We start from the raw sequence: 19,532 nt of genomic DNA on the forward strand, positions 1-19,532 counted from the left end.
TATTAAAAAAGGAGCCACAAGGACTCCTTTTACCTTTCGTATTGAAATGTCACCATTTCATTTCGGGTAGAGTTATGCCAGCTCACCTTCAACAGAAATCGGTTTAGGTTGTGCAATGGCTTTTTTGATAAGGTCAAACAAGAACATCGCAATGAACAAGCCACCTAGAGCGAAGATAATGTCTCCAATCATGCGTGACCATACTAAGTTCTCAACCAAAGCACTGTGGATCACCTCAGGTGAACGAGCGAACCAGTAGCCGTGCTCGATAGCGGCGAAGAACTGCACTAGACCCATTGGCAGAAGTGAGATGAACACCATCGCCGCTAGACCAATGTTTAAGCTCCAGAATGCGCCTTTCAATAAGCCATCATTCCACTGTAAACGCCCGGTTAATCCACGTAGGCAGAACAGCATTAGACCTATACCCAACATGCCATATACCCCCATGAATGCAGCGTGACCGTGAGTTGCCGTAGTGTTCAAACCTTGTACAAAGTACAGTGAAATCGGAGGGTTAATGAGGAAGCCTAAGATACCTGCGCCCACTAAGTTCCAGAATGCGGTTGCCACGAAGAACATAATCGCCCAGTGATAACGTTGCATCCAAGGACTTGCACGACGCATACGATAAGTTTCTACCGCTTCGTAACCAATCAAGGCTAACGGTACTACTTCTAATGCTGAGAAGATTGCCCCCCAAGCGATAACGGCAGTTGGTGCACCAGTGAAGTACAAGTGGTGCAAAGTACCAATCAAACCACCCGTTAAGAAAATCACTGTCGCGAACAATACCGCACCGTTAGCACTTCTCGCTCTGATAAGCCCTAATCGAACCATCATTAGCGCGATTACAGAAGTGGCAAAGGTTTCAAAGAAGCCTTCTACCCATAGATGAACCACCCACCAACGCCAGTATTCAGCAATCGCAAGGTTGGTGTGTTTGCCCATCATTAGACCTGCACCATAGAACAGACCAATGGCAACACATGATGCGTAAAGGATCCAAATCACAGGGCGCATTTCACCTTTGTCACCCAATGCTGGTTTGATAGCCGCTGTGACTAATGCCAACCAAATTAATAGACCACCAAGTAGCAATACTTGCCATACGCGACCTAAGTCAATGTACTCATAACCTTGGTGACCGAACAGGTAGTTCATGTCTAAATCAAAGTACTGCTGTACGCCTAACCATTCACCAGTCATAGAGCCAAGTACCACAACAACCAGCGCAACCCAAAGTACGTTAACCCCTATTCTTTGGAACTTAGGTTCATACTTAGATAATGCCGGAGCTATGTATAAGCCAGTACCTAACCAAGCAGTGGCAATCCAGAATACAGCAAGCTGAGTATGCCAAGTACGTACGACTGAATAAGGTAGAATTTCAGCCAGTGGGATACCATAGAAATCTTGACCTTCTACTGCATAGTGCGCGGTAATGCCCCCTAAGAAAATTTGTAATAAGAACAGACCCACCGCGGTTACGAAGTACTTATAAACCGCTTTTTGTGATGGCGTTGGATTAGTGAAAAATAATGGATCTTCTTTCGCAGGCTCTGGCAGTGGATCGTGCTTAGCGCTGGCGTGATGCCAAACAAGAGCACCGATACCCGCAATCAGCATAACGATACTTAGAATAGACCACACGATATTATCAGAAGTCGGCGTATTCCCCAGCTGTGGATCAAACGGCCAGTTGTTGGTGTAAGTATGGTCAAGCCCCGGACGCTCAGTGATTGCCGCCCATGCTCCCCAGAAAATGAAAGCAGAAAGCTTTTGGCGATTTTCAGCGGTATTCACTGTCCCTTCTTTCATTGCATATTGTTCACGCAATGGTTGCAGTGCAGGATCATCGCCAAATAAAGCAATGTAATGCTGTTGAACTTGCTCAATAGCACTGATTCGAGTATCCGATAATCGTACGAATTCTCGACCATTAGCGTCTTTTTCAATGGTATTTTTGCGAATATCTTCACGCAGAAGCTGCTCAAGACCAGCTTGTTGAGAACTGCTCAATAATGAAAAGTCTTTACCATATTTCTGATTTGCGGTGATATTCAACCAAGCTTGTGCTTCGCGGTGTAGCCAGTCTGCTGTCCAGTCGGGTGCGACATACGAACCATGTCCCCAAATTGAACCAAGCTGATGTCCGCCCATTGAGCGCCATACCAGCTGACCTTGTTCAACATCATTTTTACTATATACCACTTGGCCTTGGCTATCGGTATAAGCCTCAGGTATGGGTGGTTTTTCACGATAAATATCACTACCCAAACTGAGCAGTACGGTAAATGAAGCCACCAGCACCATTAACAGTGCGATGGCAGTGAGTTTTTGTTTATTCATAACAGCCCCTTGCGTTCCACTTCCCAAAAGCGATTTTCGAACTCTTGTTTGCGTAACTATTGCGGCTTTCGTGCCAAGCTGTTAACTTATTGTTTTAAAAGGGTAACAATAAAAACAAACTGCGCACCACTGTTAATTTAACAACCATGCAATCCATGTCACTTTGACAGCGATGTCATTTTGACAATCAACATTAGTTCATTATTAGGGAGAATAAAATGAGCCACCAAAAGCAGTTAATTTTCCGTTCAAAAGTCGATGTCTGGCTGATGTTGGTTTTATTAGCCACAGTGGTGGCCTGTACATTTGGTGCATTGCAATTAGCCATTTCTCAATATTCGTACACCAGTGTTGCAATTGGACTGTGTATTTTTTTATTTGGAGCGGTTTTCCCGCTATGGTTGTTTGCAAGAACCCATTACCGAATCGATGAAAACCACCACAAACTGCTGATCCACAGCGGCCCTTTCCACTGGCATATTCCTTTAGACAGTATTTCTAGTATTGAAGCAACTCGGAATCCAATAGCGGGTCCCGCGTTATCACTCGATAGAGTGATCATTGAGTATGGTGACAATCAATTTGTTGTCGTTTCTCCGCGTGAAAAAGGTAAATTTATTAAAATGATAGAGCAATACCTCAAGCCGCAAGAATCGGCTTAAGAGTAAGGGTAAACTTTATTTAACTTGAGCAAAAAATACACTACTGTAAGGTAAAAGCCATAATTTCATAACCTTAATGATTATGACTGTAGCTTCAACACACTCGACTTACCAATTACAAAGCCTTCCTTTGGCAACGTCTCAAAATCTTGAAAGTGAACTTAGCACTTTTATATCTCTACCAAACGAAGTAGACGATAAAGCGGTGCATTACTTTACCGCAATGGTATATCGACGAATCTCTTATTTCTTTTATGTGAAACGTAACACTTGGCCAGATCAGGAAATTTGTCATCAAACTTTCTTTGAGCATCAAGATATTAAGACCTTACTCACCAATCCTTATAATTTGGCTGAACAGGGCGTTTTTATGAAGCGGGCGAAATCGCTTCAAATTTACATATCATCAGCTGTGACAGAAGGGTCAACAAAAAAAGTTGCGGAATTCTTTAATCAAGTTTCTGCCGATAGCTTTATGAATATTATGTTGCTGACGGAAAGTCTATTAAATGATGAAAAAGAGGAACAAAACTGTTTGATCCAATATCCAGTTATGCGTAACTACTTTGTGGCAGCCGCTGTTTTTATGCAGGGCTTACACGTACAGAATCAATTAACACATAAGCGCAACCAACTTATTGAAGTGATACATTCATTGCCCTCTCCTGAAGCATTTACGCCTGAATCAGCAATTGAATGTGAAATAACCCATGAGGATCTTACTGAGCAAAGCGCGATTGAAATTGCATGCGAACAGATCTGGAAACCTGTATCCAAAGAAGGCCTAATCCAATGGTTAAAACACAAAAAAAAGCTAGTTAGCCCTTTGTATAATACGCCACTTGGTACTTATCAAGTTAGAGCTTATCAAGTAGCATACTTTCCCAAAGAAACAGAAGCCCAAAAGACTTGTTTATCTCGCCCCTCTTCTTCTAAACAATCGAATCAGCATACCCAAAACCATTAACGACATCACAATCGTCGCGCCACTGGGTAAATCCCACTGCGCGGAAAGCAATAAACCTGTTAGATACCCAACAATGCCCACACCATAAGCCACCCACAATGCGTGGCGAGAGTTGAGCTTGTTGACCGCTAACGCAGGTAAAATTAAGCTGCTAAAGACTAAATACACCCCAACTAACTCAACCGATAAGGTGATCACAACAGCAAACAACAGGTAGAAACTGCTTCCTGTAAGCAACTGTGGTTTCAGCCAAAGTAACAACAAAATAGCCGCATAAACGAATGAGGGTAATAATAATTGTGGCCAATCAACCCACAGAATTTGCCCATCCATCAGCTGCTTAAGCAATTCTGCCCCATGAGGATTATTGGTCAGTAATAAAATGGCCAGAACCGCTGCCATCACATACAAACAGCCAATCATGGCTTCGAGTTCATCAGCAAAACGTTTAGCCAGCCAAGCGATGATAACCGCGCCCAAAAGGGCAAATATCAAAGGCAATAACAAATTGGCATATGGCAGGTGCTCAAATTCATGCACTGTCTTAGCCAAAATCGCACCTAACGCCGCGACTTGTGCAATGGCTAAATCAATAAAGATAATGCCACGCTTAAGCACCTGACGCCCAAGCAAAACATGAGTAGATAACACCAAGATGCCAGCGGCAAGCGCTGGCAACAAAATGATCAACAAAGTACTGTCCATTACTGGATAGCTCCGTTTAGTTTTACAATCACTGTATCGTAGAGCTGGAACAGATCTTGAGTATTATCCGCTCCCACCGTAGCCGGTAATTGCAAAAATGGAATGTCAGTTTTCTTCGACAACCACTGACCACCTTTGCTGTCTTGGTAAGAGGTGATCACTATCGCACTCACATGTTCTTTGTTACTTAAAGACAGCAAGCTGGCTAAATGCGATGAACTCGGTGGTAACCCCGGCTTAGGCTCTAAGTCGCCCACCTGTTTGATCCTAAGCCAATTAAACAAATAACGGAAGGTTGAATGATAAGCGATCACTTGCTTGCCTTTCAGTGGGGCCGCTTTTTTCTCCCAACCTTTAATCGCTTGGGTCCAACGCTGTTTAAAATTGGCGAAGTTTTGCTGATATTCAGTTTGATGCTCAGGATCAAGCTTTATCAAGCGTTGATGCAGGGCATCAGCAACCTGCAATAATCGATACGGGTCAAATTGAATATGCGGATTACCTTGAGCATGAACATCGCCCATGCTTCTATCCACCTTGTCCAACTTATCCAACGTTTCGATATGATCAGTGCCAAAGAACAAGCCTGTATTCGCATTTCTGACTGCTGAATTGGCCGCTTTCATTTGCAACATAGGCAACCAACCCACCTCTAGCTCAGCACCAGCACACACCAACAAATCAGCCCGTCTTAACTTAGCAATCAAGCTAGGGCGCGCTTGGATCATATGCGGATCTTGCATTGCCGTGGTCGCTGAGTACACCTTAGCATTTGGCGCTAACTCATTCATTAGCGCCTTATACTCAGGCTCACAGGCAAACACATTAAGCTTTGCCACCGCTGATTGAACGCTGCCAAAACACAGCAGCGTTACTAACAATAATTTAGAACTGATGCGCACCATGAGCTCCTAATGCAACAATAAATTGCAAAGTAACACTGTTTTCATCAACAGGTTTTAATTCACCTGTACCGTCTTGATGAGAGTACTGTAAGCGAATCGTTGAGAAGTGACTAGTATGGTAAGACACTTGGAACTCAGATTCTTTTAGCTTCATTTCATCAGCGTGATCTTCATGGGCTTCTTGCACTGTGACTTCGCCATAACGTAAACCTGCTGACCAGTTTGGTGAGAATTGATAAACACTGCTGACATACCAACCGTTATGAGACAAATCGTCGACTTCGTCTTGGTGTTCTTCTGCACTGAATAAGTCTGTAGCCTTGAAATATTCACCTGTAAGCGTCAAGTGTTGGTACTTATAATTACCTTTTGGTGCCCACTTATAAACGGCATCGACACCGTAAATGTGTTTACCCGTAAACTTAGCGGCATGTGAATGACCGTGTGCATCTTCATGACCATGCTCACCTTCAGCCTCATGAGCATGCTCTTTTTCATCTTCATGATCGTGATCATGTTCTTCTTCATGATGCTCAAGTGCAGTAAGACCATTTTGGTTATTGATATAGCTAAAGCCTAACTGCCAAGAACTGCTTTCACCGATGTCATCACCAATTTTGGTATAAGCCGTATATACGCCTGTTGATTTTGGTTTTACTTCGTCATTTTCAGCACGGAACTTATTACCTTTAAAGGCTTCAACACCCATCGCCCAATAGACATCTGTTGGCGCTAGGTAATCTAAACGTAAACCATCATCAAAATAGTGATCGCCAAGCAATGCACGATAAACGGCTGGACGATCTGCAAAGGCATCAGTGTGAGTATGCTGATTGTTCAAGTAACCAATGTTAGAAAGAAAGCGACCACCACGTAGGCTGAAACCTGCAGGCAGTGACATTGTTTGGATAAAAGCTTCTTCGACTTCCACTTCCATATCACCATCATGTTCGTGCAGTACTGTGGTGAATTTGCCGTATAGAGAATCATCGATAAAGCCACTGATGGCCAACTCAGAGCCGCCAATACTAAAGCCTTTTTCACGCTCAGATAAGGCTTTTTCAGCTGACTGATAATTACCGTTGATGATTGAACTGATGTTGATGTTTTTACCCAAACTATTTTGATTCGTTTGCGCTGCACTTGCCATTGAAACTGATGCTAAAGCGATAAACAGTGCCGATTTTGAGAATTTCATACATAACTCCATGTTCAGCCTAAACTACAACAGGCTGATTTTTATAACTTTAATTTTAAACAATGGACGACAACGCAACGAAATCAGACTCGTAATGCATAGCGTGGGGTTGACAAAATCATGCATAACGAGAGCAAGAAAACACACGGTCTCGTCTAGCGTTCGGGAAATCGTCGCCCATAACAAACACAAATAATTGGTTAAAAAAGGAGTTAAAACGGAGGGGCTCTGGCACTGAAAAACGACACAAACTCGGCAGAGTGAACAACCAATACTTGCTCAAGTTCAATGTAAGTTTGCAGTGATACACCAACAGACGGAACTGCACTGCTTATGGTGTGTTGCAGTTGGTGATGGTGAAAACACAAAGTACAGTGCTCTGTAAGACCATCATTATCTGGGTAATTTTGAGCATGAACGTGTGCGGAGCCAATCGCAGACAACAGCAGAAGTACGGCACAAAGCCATATAATCCACTTATGTTGAAGTCCTTGATGGGTGTTCACTGTTCAGTACTTTAGTTAACTAAGATTAGCAGCCGAGTTTAGATGATACAGTGTAACAATTTCAATATTATTTTAATGAAATTTTGTCGACAAGTTGGTATCTAGGGTGAGTGTTTATTGGCATTGACTCATAAATCCCAAAGCCATCAACGGTAAAATCAAACGTTAAATCATTCACTTGGCTAACAAACTTCTCACAGTCTACTCGGGGTAAACTCTTTGCTCTTACTAAAGAAATATGAGGCACAAATTTCGTTTCAAATTGTAAATTTATTGGCTGTAACGCCGTTAAAATTTGCTCTCTAAGCGTCGACAAATGAATACTCGAAGCTACTTTAGCCCATAAAATAGTCTGCCGCTTCAGTGAAAAATAACCTCCACCAGCCACATTCTGAACAAAGGTTTGCGGCTGGATCCTGTTCAGCACTGTGATAACTTGAGTGAGTTCATCATTGGTGAGCCCACCTAAAAATGCCAAGGTAATATGTGGCTGTTCAAGTAAAGGGGCATAGCCCAACGCGGCTACTCGCTGCTGCCAAGGTTGCCAAACATCATCAGGACACATGATCCCAATAAATATTCGGCGACGCTTAGCAATATCAGTCATCAGCGATATTTCTTCAGCTGATCAGACACATCTTCTTGCTCTGGTGCTTCAATGGTATGCACTTGATCCATAAAGTGACTGATGATCAGTGCCATCCCCATCATGGCCGCCAGCATATAGCTCATCACCTCAAACTGCTCAACGACATAACCTAAAATGAGCAAGCCTACCAGCAAGTAAAAGCTCAACATTTTTACTTGAGCAATACGAACATTCTTTCCCAACCATGCTTGGCAGTGATAACAGCGAATTTGAGACGCTAAACCCTCACCACGCTTTTCCTCAATTTTAGCCACCGACATATTCTTGTGACAATGTGAACACACTAATCCCATGCTATCTTCCTACTGTAAAGGGTTTGGACTTGCTTTGGCTTTTAGCTTTATAGGGCTTAGAGCCTGTTGGCTTGGTTTTCTTTCCCTTGCTTGGCTTTGCATTAAATTGATCTTTGCTAAAACGGGTTAAGGCTCGTTGTCCACCTTTGGCGTTACTGCTAGGTCTTCTTCGCCCTTGTTTTGACTCCGGCGGCACCAAATGATGCGCACCATTACCGATCAAATCTTCACGTCCCATATTCATCAAAGCTTCACGGATCAGCGGCCAGCCTGCTGGATCATGGTATCGAAGCAAAGCTTTATGTAAGCGGCGCTGACGGCCTTTCTTCGGCACCATCACATGCTCACTGTCCTGCTTCACATTGCGCAGCGAATTAAGCTCAGTGTGGTAAATAGTGGTAGCGTTCGCCATCGGCGATGGATAAAAGTTTTGTACTTGATCCAGCTTGAATTTTTGTGATTTAAGCCACAAGGCTAAGTTCACCATATCTTCATCACGGGTACCCGGATGCGCCGAGATAAAGTAAGGGATCAAATACTGCTTTTTACCCGCTTCTTGCGAGTATTTATAAAACATTTCTTTGAACTTATCGTAAGTGCCCATGCCCGGTTTCATCATTTTTGATAGCGGGCCTTCCTCGGTATGCTCAGGCGCAATTTTTAAATACCCGCCCACATGATGCTGCACTAACTCTTTGACGTAACGAGGATCTTCTGTCGCTAAGTCATAACGAACACCCGACGCAATTAACACCTTTTTGATACCCGGCACATCTCGCGCAGCGCGATACAAATCAATCGTATGCTTATGATCGGTGTCTAAATGACCACAAATCGATGGAAACACACAAGATAAACGGCGACAAGTGGTTTCGGCTTTTTCACTGGAACAGCCCAATCGGTACATATTCGCTGTGGGACCGCCCAAGTCAGAAATCACTCCGGTAAAGCCCGGTACTTTTTCTTGAATGTCTTTGATTTCACGAATGATCGAGTCTTGTGAGCGACTTTGAATAATCCGCCCTTCATGCTCGGTGATAGAGCAAAATGAACAGCCGCCAAAACACCCTCGCATGATATTAATCGAGGTTTTGATCATGTCATAAGCAGGGATTTTCGCCTTGCCATACACTGGATGTGGTACTCGTTGATACGGCAGATCAAATACCGCATCCATTTCATCGGTATTCAGTGGCCATGCTGGCGGATTCACCCACACTCCACGCTCACCATGCACTTGGTATAAGGCTCTGGCGCAACCTGGGTTTTGCTCTTGGTGTAAAATCCGCGACGCATGAGCATAAGAATATTTATCTTTGGAAACCTGCTCAAACGTTGGCAGCAACACATAGGTTTTTTCCCATGGCTTTGGACGTGGAGGCTGCACACTGATGGCTTTAGGTTTAGCAGGATCAAATACCTTGGCATCCGAAGGACCCGATAAGTTCTGACAACCGACATCATCAGCGCCATACGGATTAGGAATGGGGTCAATTTTATGCAGCTGATCGATTTTACGTGAATCCATGCCTTTCCACTCAGGCAAAGGCTGATTACGCATTACTGCTGTGCCACGAATGTTTTGCATATCCGCTATCGTTTCGCCTTTCGCAAAGCGATGTGCCACTTCGGCCAATGGACGTTCAGCGTTACCGTATATCAGTATGTCGGCTTTTGAGTCCATCAATACGCTGCGACGCACTTTATCCTGCCAATAATCATAATGAGCAATGCGTCGCAAACTGGCTTCAATGCCACCAATGACGACAGGCACACCTTTAAAGGCTTCTTTACAGCGTTGAGTGTATACGGTTACCGCACGGTCGGGACGTTTTCCGCCTTCATCATTGGGGGTATACGCATCATCAGTACGAATTTTTCTATCGGCAGTATAACGATTGATCATCGAATCCATGTTACCGGCCGTCACCCCAAAAAACAGGTTCGGCTTACCCAGCTTCATAAAATCATTTTTGTTCGACCAATCTGGCTGCGAGATGATCCCGACTCGAAACCCTTGTGCTTCTAACATGCGCCCAATCACCGCCATACCAAAGCTTGGGTGATCGACATAAGCATCGCCCGTTACAATAATGATGTCACAGCTATCCCAGCCTAACTTATCCATTTCCTTCTTAGACATAGGCAAAAACGGCGCTGTGCCGTAGCATTCCGCCCAATATTTTGGATAAGTAAATAATGTGGATTCGACTTGCATAACACCCCTAACGACAGAAAAGCCACAACAAAAAAAGCCGCTTATTTTAGCAGCTTTTGTGGTGACCTTCCTAATCAAAGGTGATTATTGTGTTCAGACATCACGATGACTGCCATATAAGGATTTAATAGAAGTAGAAAGCATTGGTTAAGGAGTTTCTCTGTACATTAAGGCATTTATTGACTTTAAGAGAATGCATTTTGGCAGCTAACACCGACTGTAAACCTGTATTAGTTCCTCAGCTATTTCAGCTATTTGCTCAGTACTCAGATGGCAAGCTACCAAATTCCCCCCCAAGGCCTTGGACTGCCTAATGGGAAATTCTTTGTGTGTATTGAAGTAGAGTCAAGCGAAGCTCATAAAGGACTTCATATCAATAGCGCCGCCGTAGTACAACCAAGGGATGATTGTAATTTAAGCTCCGTCATCGTTAAATTTGATGGCTTGAAGGTTCAAGATATGAGTAAGCAAGAGATAGTTCTTGAGCAGCTATTATCTTCGTTACAAGAAGTCGAGGCCTTGTGGTACGATTTTTTCCTTCGTGCAAAAGTGCCTTACCACATACTCGAATCAATAAAGCAAGATAATAGAAATCAGTCAAAGGCTTGCTTTAGAGAAGCCATCGTTAAATGGCTGGATTTAGCCACGGTAAAAGCCATGGATAATCAACAAAAGCAAGCTAAAATTGTTGAAACTCTAGATAACATTGGCTCTGGACAACTAGCAAAAAGTTTCAAATGGCCTGCTGAAGCTCAACCCAAAAAACAATAAGTGTTTGATAGAGCCAATCGTTTTCTTGGTGAGATAACTTTTTTATCACCCTAAATTCCAAAACATTATATGTTCGTATTTTAACGGCTTTTAATATTAATAATAAGGTGGAACCAAAAAGCATTAGACTTGAAAAGGCTATTTTACTAGCATTCGCTACCTAAATAGAACCATAGGTTAAGCGTATGGCCTCAGCTCATTTAGACGTAGAATTGCCTCGCCCTGCAAAATTAGTTTTCGCCAATGCACTATCCAATTCGAGTGAGCATGATGAGGTATTCGCAAAGTTAACTTTAAATGCAATAAAATATGATGTTGTTGCAGTGTTAGGCAAAGACAAAACACAATCGTTTATCGGCTTACAAAGTTGTACTGAACCACAAAGGATTCACAGTTTATTAAATCTCGGCACTTCTATTCCTAAAGATCACCCTTCGATAAAAAACCTAACGTTTCATAAATCTTTCAAAATCGAGCATGCAATTGGAAGTGAATATAAATGCATGAATTCGCAACAAAGAATGAACTCTTTTTTAGCATATTTAAAACAACATGACATTGAGCATTTAAAAGGGTCACAAGAGAGCTGTAAATCTATAAGTGCGAAAGTACAGTCGACACACAAGCCTATAACTTCAAGTCATCAATCAGCCGTAAGAACTCAGCAAAAACCAGCAAACTTGACAGATGAATTAGTCTCAAGCAATGAGAAAATGACGTTAACGTCATCAAGTGGAACAGCTGCAAGTACAACAAAAAAACCTGAAGCCCCATCAGCCACAAGCACCGTGCAAAGGCCTGCTGCTTCAATTCGTGCAACCGATAAAACAACCTATCACAAGGCTGTAACGTATCCAGATAAGGTATTAGTAGCACATACGAATCAAATACCTTCAATTCCAGAACCTGCACCTACTGCAGAACAAAAGTTCTCCACACCATATGTTGGACGAACTAGATTTGAGATGATGGGAACATCTCAACATAATCCAACAACTAGAAAAGCAACCGATAGACCTTATAGATCAAAGCAATAACAAATGATCCACAGGCATATATTGCAATGTTTATGATTCATTAGATTTAAACTCATTCACCACAAACTCAATAAAAGTTCGTAAACGCTGCGGTTGATAACGGCTTTTATGATAGATCAAATGCAATGGTACCGATGCAATATGCCAGTCATCAAATACAGGCAGGAGTACGCCATTTTCTAGTGCTTGCTGACAATACAAGGTAGGTAAGCGCACAATACCTTGATGTTGAATTGCCGCTTGAAGTAAAGCGCGACCACTTTTACATCGAAGACGCCCTTCTACATTCACTTCTGCTGAAGATTGAGTAGGATCTGCTGATTCAAATCGCCATTGAGATATTGAACCCGACAAGCAGGTGTGTTGTTGTAGCGCTTGAGGATGCGATGGTTTCCCATATTGTTTAAGATATTCAGGACTAGCAAAGATATTGACTTCAATGTCACCGATCTTACGCCCTACAAATCCAGCATCATTAAGCTCACCCATTCGAAATGCCACATCAAATTGATCTTTAATTAGATCAATACGGTGACTGCTGAAATCTAATTCCACATCAATATCTTTATGCTGACTTAAAAATCGCGTCACCAACTCTGCCACCAGCTCTTCTCCTATCAAGCCACCAACGCTGTTGACATGTAGACTGCCCCGTAATTGATGAGTGTCATCCACCGCTTGCTGCACAGCTTGATCAATGGAGCCAAATGCCTGTTTGCAACTCGCGTAAAACTGCTGCCCTATGTGAGTCAACCTCTGCCTACGAGTGGTACGTTCAATTAACGCCACCCCCATTTGTGCCTCTAGTGAAGCAAGCCGACGAGAAACATGGGAGCGTGATACCTGCATGCGTTCTGCTGCTTGAGTAAAGCTTCCTTCTTCAGCAATTAACAGAAACGCTTTTATGTCTAGCACATTAATGTTTTCAAGCATTATTTAGCCTTTTATTTGTTGCTATATAGCAACAGTCTTTTGATCTAAACGCTGTATATCAACAATGATTATCACTCTATCATGTACTCAATACACAAAATAACCAATTGAGGAAACAAGATGAAAAAACTTGCTGTGATCACAGGTGCTAGCTCAGGTATCGGCGAAGCGATTGCGAAACGTTTCAGTGAAGAAGGTCATCCTCTGCTGCTTATCGCGCGTCGCGTTGAGCGTTTAGAAGCACTAAATCTACCTAATACGATTTGCGCCAAGGTCGATGTTACGGATGCAGAATCATTCAAAAAAGCCATCGCCGAAGCTGAAGCGATTTATGGTCCTACCGATTGCATCATCAATAACGCTGGTATCATGTTACTGGGTCAAGTTGATGTCCAAGATCCCACTGAGTTTAAAGCCATGTACGATGTAAATGTGTTAGCGTTATTAACAGGTATGCAAGCGGTATTAGCGCCAATGAAAGCGCGAGGAGAAGGCACCATCATCAATATCAGCTCTACGGCGGGTCGTAAAGGTTACGATGATCATGCGGCTTATTGCGGCACTAAATTCGCGGTGCATGCGATTTCTGAAAATGTGCGTAAAGAAGTGGCGAGTTCAAACGTGCGAGTGATCACCATTGCTCCAGGCGCCGTGGAAACAGAGCTCCTTAATCACACCACGTCAAAAGAAATCGTTGACGGTTATCAAGAGTGGAAACAAAGTATTGGTGGTGCGATTGCCGCTGATGATGTCGCTCGTGCTGTAACTTACGCTTACCAGCAGCCGCAAAATGTGTGTATTCGCGAAATTGTGATTGCGGCGACGCGCCAAGAGCCTTAATAAGAGCTAAGACTTTACACGGCACACAATCAATGCATTTCGTCAGACCTGCTAAGGTGCTGATGAGGCTTTAAAAATTTCAACTCACAGAATTTGCCAGAGTGCGGATAAGCAATAAGCTGAATGTCCGAGGCATGGATGCCGAGGCCAAGCGCCCATGGATGGGCTTGCAGCGCTTCAGTGTTTGCTTATCCTCACTTTGTTAAAAATGGAAATTACTTCGCCTTAGGTCTGAATGGTTTGATCACTTGCTCATCACATTCTAAAAATGGGCCTTCCATTAAGTCGATGCAATAAGGGATTGCTGGGAATACCGCATCCAAACATTCACGAATGGACTTAGGCTTACCCGGCAAGTTCACAATTAGTGAGCTACCACGTAACCCTGCGGTTTGTCGTGACAAAATGGCTGTCGGCACAAATTTTAACGATTCCGCTCGCATTAGCTCACCAAACCCTGGCATCATTCGGTCACACACAGCTTCCGTGGCTTCTGGCGTTACATCACGTTTGGCAGGTCCTGTACCACCTGTGGTTACCACTAAACAACAGCCTTGTTCATCTATCATTTTTTTCAGTGTGGCTTCGATTTGATCTTGCTCATCTGGGATCACTTGATAGACAGGTTGCCAGCTTGAAGTCAGGTATTCTTTTAACGTATTGATAATGGCGTGACCTGAGATATCTTCATATTCGCCTCGGCTGGCGCGATCGCTCACAGTCACAATTCCAATTTTTGCAGCAGTCATGGTTTTATCCAAGTTATACATCGATGGCTCAAGCCTACCACACTTGCTATAAAGATCCTTTGATGTTGATTAGCGTGTATTGCGGTTTTTTTTGATTTCCGTATGCTAGTCGAATGAATATTTATATGTTGTATGGCTGTTGGTATGCCGTGATTAACGTACTAACTTTATCACTTTACGGTTATGACAAACATGCTGCAATTAACAATAAGTGGAGAATACCCGAAAAATATTTACACCTCATAAGTGTCTTGGGTGGATGGCTGACTGCCCGATTTTGCCAACATGGATTTCGTCACAAATTTAATAAACGCAGCTTTATGTGGCGCTATTGGGCGACCGTGTTATTACATTTCACTCTATTATTCGGCTTCTATCAGATCTGGAATACTTAATAAGAAACGACAATGATTGAATCTACTGAGCTCCCTTTAGTGATCGCAGGTCCCATGCTGAGAAAGTGCGATTCTGAAAATTTTACTCTCTGGTTGATCACCCGTGAGCCATTAGTTAATCCTCAATTACAGTTAATCGTTAATGAGCAGGTTAGGTTATTTTCAGAGCCAGAGTTACAGCTCAATCATATTCCACTGGGCGCTCATGCTCACCAATATTTGCTACAAGTACATCAGCCCAATCTTTTACTCGCTGGCACTCAGGTTAAATATCAGTTATTGGAGAAGCAAGGAGAGTCAGTTTTTACTTCGATAGATAAGCTCGTATACCCAGAACATTCTTCCCCACATTTTGTCCATAAACCCAACATTAAGCAATTACTGCATGGTTCTTGCCGAAATCCTCATCACCCTAGTGGCGATGGGTTAGTGCGGGCTGAACAACAATTAGCGGCTTCTCTCAATACTGACAATCAACCATCATTGCTCATGCTCAGTGGCGATCAAGTTTACATCGACGATATTGCAGGCCCAATGTTGTGGGCGATTGCTCAGGTGGTGGAAAAATTAGGATTAATAGAAGAAACCTTTCCTAAAGCACCTATCACTTCGAGCCGTGAGCTATGTTATCGCGCCAGTAGTTTATATCAGCGCGATAGCCAATTGCTGCCACAGGCTGAATATTTGACAGAACTTCATTTGTTCAAGTGGCGACGTAAGCACGAAATTTTTACTTCACGCTTATCTCACAATCATTTAGTAAGCCTTGGCGAAATGATTGCTTATTACTTACTGATCTGGTCGCCTGAATTATGGAAGTGTATCGAGGTACCGCAACAACTCGAAGGCTTATCACCAAAGCATCAAGCACAATGGCAGAAAGAGTGGCGAGCACTACAAACGTTTCAACATGGGTTAACCTCTGTTAGACGTCTGCTTGCACATATTCCAACCTATATGATTTTTGATGATCATGACGTCACTGATGATTGGAACCTCAGCGCTCGATGGGAACAAGCGGCTTATGAGCATCCATTTTCCAAGCAAATTATTGGCAATGCACTCGTCGCTTATGCGCTATTTCAAGGGTTAGGTAACGCTCCCGAAAAACTGGCATCGATACAAAAGCAATTGAGTTCATTTTTTACTAAACCAACACCTGAAACACACCAAAATATCATCCAAACGGTATTACGCTTCGAAGGTTGGCACTATGAATTGGCAACGTCCCCAAAAGTGATAGTACTCGACACTCGTACTCGTCGCTGGCGCAGCGAAAACAGTTTGGCGAAACCGTCAGGTTTGATGGATTGGGAAGCCTTAATGGAATTTCAAGATCAGCTTATTGATCAAGAAAAAGTCATTATTGTTTCAGCGGCACCTATTTTTGGTGTAAAGCTGATTGAGGCCATTCAGCGTATGGCGACGTTTTGTGGATTATCTTTGTTGGTGGATGCCGAAAACTGGATGGCACATCGAGGGGCAGCCATGTGTTTACTCAATATGTTTGCCCACCGTCGAACGCCCAAAGAATTTGTGATTTTATCGGGCGATGTCCATTATTCATTTGCTTATGATGTTAAACATCGATGTGACCATTTTGATGCTCACATATACCAAATTTGCTCCAGTGGCATTAAAAATCAATTCCCTGAAAAATTACTACCCGTGTTTGATAAGCTCAATGGTTGGCTTTACGGGCATTATTCACCACTAAATTGGTTCACTAAACGTAAACGCATGTCGCTTCGAGGTCGACGCCCAAATGGGCATCGCAGTAAACGCTTAGTGAATAACAGTGGCATTGGGCTAGTCACTTTAAATGAAAATGGCGCTCCCAATAAAATTGCGGTATTGCATAGTGATGACTCAATCACAGAGTTTAAGCCACCACGGGATACATACTGGGACTAGAGGCCGTATATGGCCTCTAGACTTTACCTCGCTTGATAATACGTTTCGCTTTTTTTCTCAATTTGTTGTCATCGCTGGCTGCGCGGGCTTGTTTTGCAAGCTTAATCGCGGCCTTTTTATCGCCTGATAATAAGGTAAGCTGAGCTTCACGAAGTTTAGGCCATTGCTCATAATATTCGGTCACATACTTAGGAGCGCGTTGAAATAATTGCACCGCTTCAATGGCTTTAGGTAAGGCTAATTTCGATTCAATGCTATTCTTTGCAAGCTCATAATGCAGGATATACCACACCGCTTGTGTTTCTTCATCTTCGGGCTTTTTGATGCCTATCGATTCCATTAATAAAGCATGATTGTCTTTAAAGCGCTCTTGCTTAAAGTAATAGCGTGAACCCGCCAATCTCAGTGTTAAATCTTGAGGATATTGTGTAAGTAAAGCTTGCAGTTTAGCTTGAGCTTTCTCATCTTCATCCATGCCTTTGTAGCTCTCAAAAATGGCTCGACCACCCTCAAGAGGGTGTGTTTTTTCAAGCTCTAAAGCCAGTGCTAATGCTTTTTCACTATCTCCACCAACAAAGCTTGGCGCTCCATTATAAAAACCAATCAATGATTCTTTGGTATCAAGTAAATGTGGCGCAAGCTCATGCGCTTTTTGATAGCTTTCTAAACAGTCAGAGGCATAACTTGCGGCAGTAAAAATACTGGCATCCATGGCTTGATTGGCATAGACATTACCTTTTAACAACCACTCTTTTGCTCGTGCTTCTTTATTATTTTTTGGCAACTTTTGTAGACGAGCATCAATCCACTCAATGGCAGTATCAAACTCCTTGCTGCGATTAAAGGCAATGACTTTATAATTGGCAACTTCATAAGGCGCATCGTCCTTAATGTCGTTTATCAACATCTCAATCTGTTTATCCGCTAAGAGCTTTTTCGCTTGCTGCTCTGTTTCCACTGCATGAAGTTGAAAGCTGAGGAGTGCTAACACAATAAGTAAGTTTTTGAACATTCTAAATCCCTTAAAATGAAACATATTGATAAATCGAGTAGGAGGGAGCCTCACGGCTCCCGTCCTCTCACACCACCGTACAAGCGATGTCGCATACGGCGGTTCCAATTATACTGCTAACGTCTTGTACCCTTCTAACAACGAGTACAGTCCCATCTCTTTAAACCTCTGATTTGGTAAAGCTTGATTCAGTTGTGGCGTTTTCGAGAGTTTCCACCAACCTTTGTCAGATGCTGCTAACTTCCAAGCATTGTGCTCAGTTACGCCTAATGATTTAAGCCACATCGCTATGCTGTAAGTTCGCTTTCTCTGTTTCAGGCGATAGCACCGCAGCCGTCTTCTTATCCAGCTGTCTAGATCACTCATTTGCCCTTTCTTTATTCCTAGCTTGAAGTAGTGTTGCCAACCTCGTAAGAACTGATTTAGTTCTTTAATGATTACAACTCAAGTTTCGGAGTTCAAATCCAACAATAAAAATCGTTTATCATGTTGATATTTAAAGAAAAGGTAAGGGTTTGCGTGTTATAATCTTGTTGCTTAGACAAAAACTAAAACACACAAACCCTTAGATAAATATTGACATGAAATCACTTCCGCTTCCATCACTTACTTCTAATTTTTTACTTCGATCTGGTATTCAAATTGATAATTCGTTCAGCACGTCATGGAAACAACTTGGCTTTGTTTCAATGCTAACGTCTTGCGGTTTTAGTAAACGTTCGGGTATTGAAGCAACCGAAGTCGTTTATTTACTAATGCTCTGGGTTTGGTTGAAGGTTGATACCATATCTATGTTCGCCAAAGAGTCACTACTCAGTTTTTCTTCTGGCAAAAAAGATGTGCTTTATGATTTACTCAACCGTGAAGATTTGAATTGGAGAAAGCTGCAACTTCATACTGCTAAAAAGCTCATAAAGCAGGAAGGTAAAAGTAAAGTCAGAGCCTTTGTTGTCGATGATTCAGTCAAGCCGCGCCGAGGGAAGAAAATGCCCGGTGTATCCAGCCACTTCGACCATTTGACAGGCCGTTGTGTTATGGGACAGCAAGTACTGAGTTTTGGCTACGCTTCTGATACTCAATTTATCCCACTGGATAATGAACTCTTCATCAGTCAAACTAAAGCCCAACCTCTAACCAGAAAATTTAAAGATGAACGTTCAATAGTCGCTAAACGTTACAAGCAATCAGTGGCTCAAACTAAGCCTGCTATGGTCACAGATATGGTGAAACGTGCGCTAAGGGTAGGTATCGAAGCTGATTATTTTCTTGCCGATTCTTGGTTTGCGACCAAGCCTATTATTAGTATGACACTTGAACATGAGTTAACGGCTATTCTCAGAATGAAAAAAAGCAAAATGAAGTACCGTTTAGCGGATAAATCTGAGTGTACTGCCGCCGAACTCTTCAAAACTCAAGTCAAAGGACA

20 protein-coding genes are annotated in these 19,532 nt (G+C 42.8%); 8 read left to right on the plus strand and 12 right to left on the minus strand.

All coding sequences use genetic code 11. From position 1 onward, the window contains the following. Nucleotides 1-72: 72 nt before the first annotated feature. Entirely contained in the window at nucleotides 73-2,352 is a 2,280-nt protein-coding gene (locus tag D5018_RS04625) for a nitric-oxide reductase large subunit (protein ID WP_121837835.1), read from the minus strand. Between the two features lie 218 nt (nucleotides 2,353-2,570). Between D5018_RS04625 and D5018_RS04630 the strand changes: the two genes are divergently transcribed. Together D5018_RS04630 and D5018_RS04635 are read left to right on the plus strand one after the other, a co-directional pair. Next, nucleotides 2,571-3,014 (plus strand): PH domain-containing protein, encoded by a 444-nt coding sequence (locus tag D5018_RS04630; protein ID WP_121837836.1) that lies wholly within the window; start codon nucleotides 2,571-2,573, stop codon nucleotides 3,012-3,014. A gap of 82 nt (nucleotides 3,015-3,096) precedes the next feature. Further along, nucleotides 3,097-3,981: a hypothetical protein gene (locus tag D5018_RS04635; RefSeq protein WP_133309235.1), complete on the plus strand. Its 885-nt coding sequence runs from the start codon at nucleotides 3,097-3,099 to the stop codon at nucleotides 3,979-3,981. On the opposite strand, the gene D5018_RS04640 is transcribed toward D5018_RS04635, so the two are convergent. The 7 genes from D5018_RS04640 to D5018_RS04670 form a co-directional block, all read right to left on the minus strand. Further along, nucleotides 3,928-4,686, minus strand: a complete 759-nt coding sequence (locus tag D5018_RS04640) for a metal ABC transporter permease (protein WP_121837838.1) — start codon at nucleotides 4,684-4,686, stop codon at nucleotides 3,928-3,930. The genes D5018_RS04635 and D5018_RS04640 overlap by 54 nt on opposite strands. Then, the gene (locus D5018_RS04645) at nucleotides 4,686-5,588 is read right to left on the minus strand and encodes a metal ABC transporter solute-binding protein, Zn/Mn family (protein WP_416351529.1); all 903 of its coding nucleotides are present in this window, start codon (nucleotides 5,586-5,588) and stop codon (nucleotides 4,686-4,688) included. Before D5018_RS04645 ends, D5018_RS04640 begins: the two co-directional genes overlap by 1 nt. Beyond that, the gene (locus D5018_RS04650; RefSeq protein WP_121837840.1) at nucleotides 5,572-6,789 is read right to left on the minus strand and encodes a hypothetical protein; all 1,218 of its coding nucleotides are present in this window, start codon (nucleotides 6,787-6,789) and stop codon (nucleotides 5,572-5,574) included. Before D5018_RS04650 ends, D5018_RS04645 begins: the two co-directional genes overlap by 17 nt. 212 nt (nucleotides 6,790-7,001) lie before the next feature. Continuing rightward, nucleotides 7,002-7,295, minus strand: coding sequence for a hypothetical protein (locus D5018_RS04655; protein ID WP_121837841.1), 294 nt, complete (start codon nucleotides 7,293-7,295; stop codon nucleotides 7,002-7,004). A 67-nt stretch (nucleotides 7,296-7,362) separates the two neighbouring features. After that, nucleotides 7,363-7,902, minus strand: a complete 540-nt coding sequence (gene thpR / locus D5018_RS04660; protein WP_121837842.1) for an RNA 2',3'-cyclic phosphodiesterase — start codon at nucleotides 7,900-7,902, stop codon at nucleotides 7,363-7,365. Continuing rightward, complete coding sequence (locus D5018_RS04665) at nucleotides 7,902-8,237, minus strand: hypothetical protein (RefSeq protein WP_121837843.1); 336 nt, start codon at nucleotides 8,235-8,237, stop codon at nucleotides 7,902-7,904. Before D5018_RS04665 ends, thpR begins: the two co-directional genes overlap by 1 nt. Before the next feature lies 1 nt (nucleotide 8,238). Further along, complete coding sequence (locus D5018_RS04670) at nucleotides 8,239-10,455, minus strand: YgiQ family radical SAM protein (RefSeq protein WP_121837844.1); 2,217 nt, start codon at nucleotides 10,453-10,455, stop codon at nucleotides 8,239-8,241. A 270-nt stretch (nucleotides 10,456-10,725) separates the two neighbouring features. On the opposite strand from D5018_RS04670, the gene D5018_RS04675 reads away from it, so the two are divergent. Both D5018_RS04675 and D5018_RS04680 read left to right on the plus strand, forming a co-directional pair. Next, nucleotides 10,726-11,226 carry a hypothetical protein gene (locus D5018_RS04675; RefSeq protein ID WP_121837845.1) on the plus strand — a complete coding sequence of 167 codons (501 nt, stop codon included), beginning with the start codon at nucleotides 10,726-10,728 and terminating at the stop codon, nucleotides 11,224-11,226. A gap of 185 nt (nucleotides 11,227-11,411) precedes the next feature. Continuing rightward, nucleotides 11,412-12,263 carry a hypothetical protein gene (locus D5018_RS04680; protein ID WP_121837846.1) on the plus strand — a complete coding sequence of 284 codons (852 nt, stop codon included), beginning with the start codon at nucleotides 11,412-11,414 and terminating at the stop codon, nucleotides 12,261-12,263. Between the two features lie 30 nt (nucleotides 12,264-12,293). On the opposite strand, the gene D5018_RS04685 is transcribed toward D5018_RS04680, so the two are convergent. Beyond that, on the minus strand, nucleotides 12,294-13,196 hold the full coding sequence (locus D5018_RS04685) for a LysR family transcriptional regulator (protein WP_121837847.1): 903 nt from the start codon (nucleotides 13,194-13,196) through the stop codon (nucleotides 12,294-12,296). Between the two features lie 120 nt (nucleotides 13,197-13,316). Here D5018_RS04685 and D5018_RS04690 point away from each other — a divergent pair, with 120 nt between their 5' ends. Further along, the gene (locus D5018_RS04690) at nucleotides 13,317-14,036 is read left to right on the plus strand and encodes an SDR family oxidoreductase (RefSeq protein ID WP_121837848.1); all 720 of its coding nucleotides are present in this window, start codon (nucleotides 13,317-13,319) and stop codon (nucleotides 14,034-14,036) included. Nucleotides 14,037-14,251: 215 nt separating this feature from the next. Here the strand turns inward: D5018_RS04690 and mog are convergent, their stop codons facing one another. After that, the gene (gene mog, locus D5018_RS04695; RefSeq protein WP_121837856.1) at nucleotides 14,252-14,785 is read right to left on the minus strand and encodes a molybdopterin adenylyltransferase; all 534 of its coding nucleotides are present in this window, start codon (nucleotides 14,783-14,785) and stop codon (nucleotides 14,252-14,254) included. Between the two features lie 125 nt (nucleotides 14,786-14,910). Between mog and D5018_RS22370 the strand changes: the two genes are divergently transcribed. Continuing rightward, on the plus strand, nucleotides 14,911-15,180 hold the full coding sequence (locus tag D5018_RS22370) for a DUF1294 domain-containing protein (protein ID WP_416351528.1): 270 nt from the start codon (nucleotides 14,911-14,913) through the stop codon (nucleotides 15,178-15,180). Between the two features lie 12 nt (nucleotides 15,181-15,192). Then, nucleotides 15,193-17,094, plus strand: coding sequence for an alkaline phosphatase D family protein (locus D5018_RS04705; RefSeq protein WP_243637382.1), 1,902 nt, complete (start codon nucleotides 15,193-15,195; stop codon nucleotides 17,092-17,094). Between the two features lie 16 nt (nucleotides 17,095-17,110). Here the strand turns inward: D5018_RS04705 and D5018_RS04710 are convergent, their stop codons facing one another. Together D5018_RS04710 and D5018_RS04715 are read right to left on the minus strand one after the other, a co-directional pair. After that, complete coding sequence (locus tag D5018_RS04710) at nucleotides 17,111-18,106, minus strand: hypothetical protein (RefSeq protein WP_121837850.1); 996 nt, start codon at nucleotides 18,104-18,106, stop codon at nucleotides 17,111-17,113. A gap of 108 nt (nucleotides 18,107-18,214) precedes the next feature. After that, nucleotides 18,215-18,544 carry a group II intron maturase-specific domain-containing protein gene (locus D5018_RS04715; protein WP_121837851.1) on the minus strand — a complete coding sequence of 110 codons (330 nt, stop codon included), beginning with the start codon at nucleotides 18,542-18,544 and terminating at the stop codon, nucleotides 18,215-18,217. A gap of 143 nt (nucleotides 18,545-18,687) precedes the next feature. Between D5018_RS04715 and D5018_RS21960 the strand changes: the two genes are divergently transcribed. Next, the coding region (locus tag D5018_RS21960) for a transposase (protein ID WP_207819219.1) at nucleotides 18,688-19,532 on the plus strand (845 nt) is incomplete at its 3' end.

The sequence above is a fragment of the Parashewanella curva genome (genome assembly GCF_003675895.1).
GTDB lineage: Bacteria > Pseudomonadota > Gammaproteobacteria > Enterobacterales > Shewanellaceae > Parashewanella > Parashewanella curva.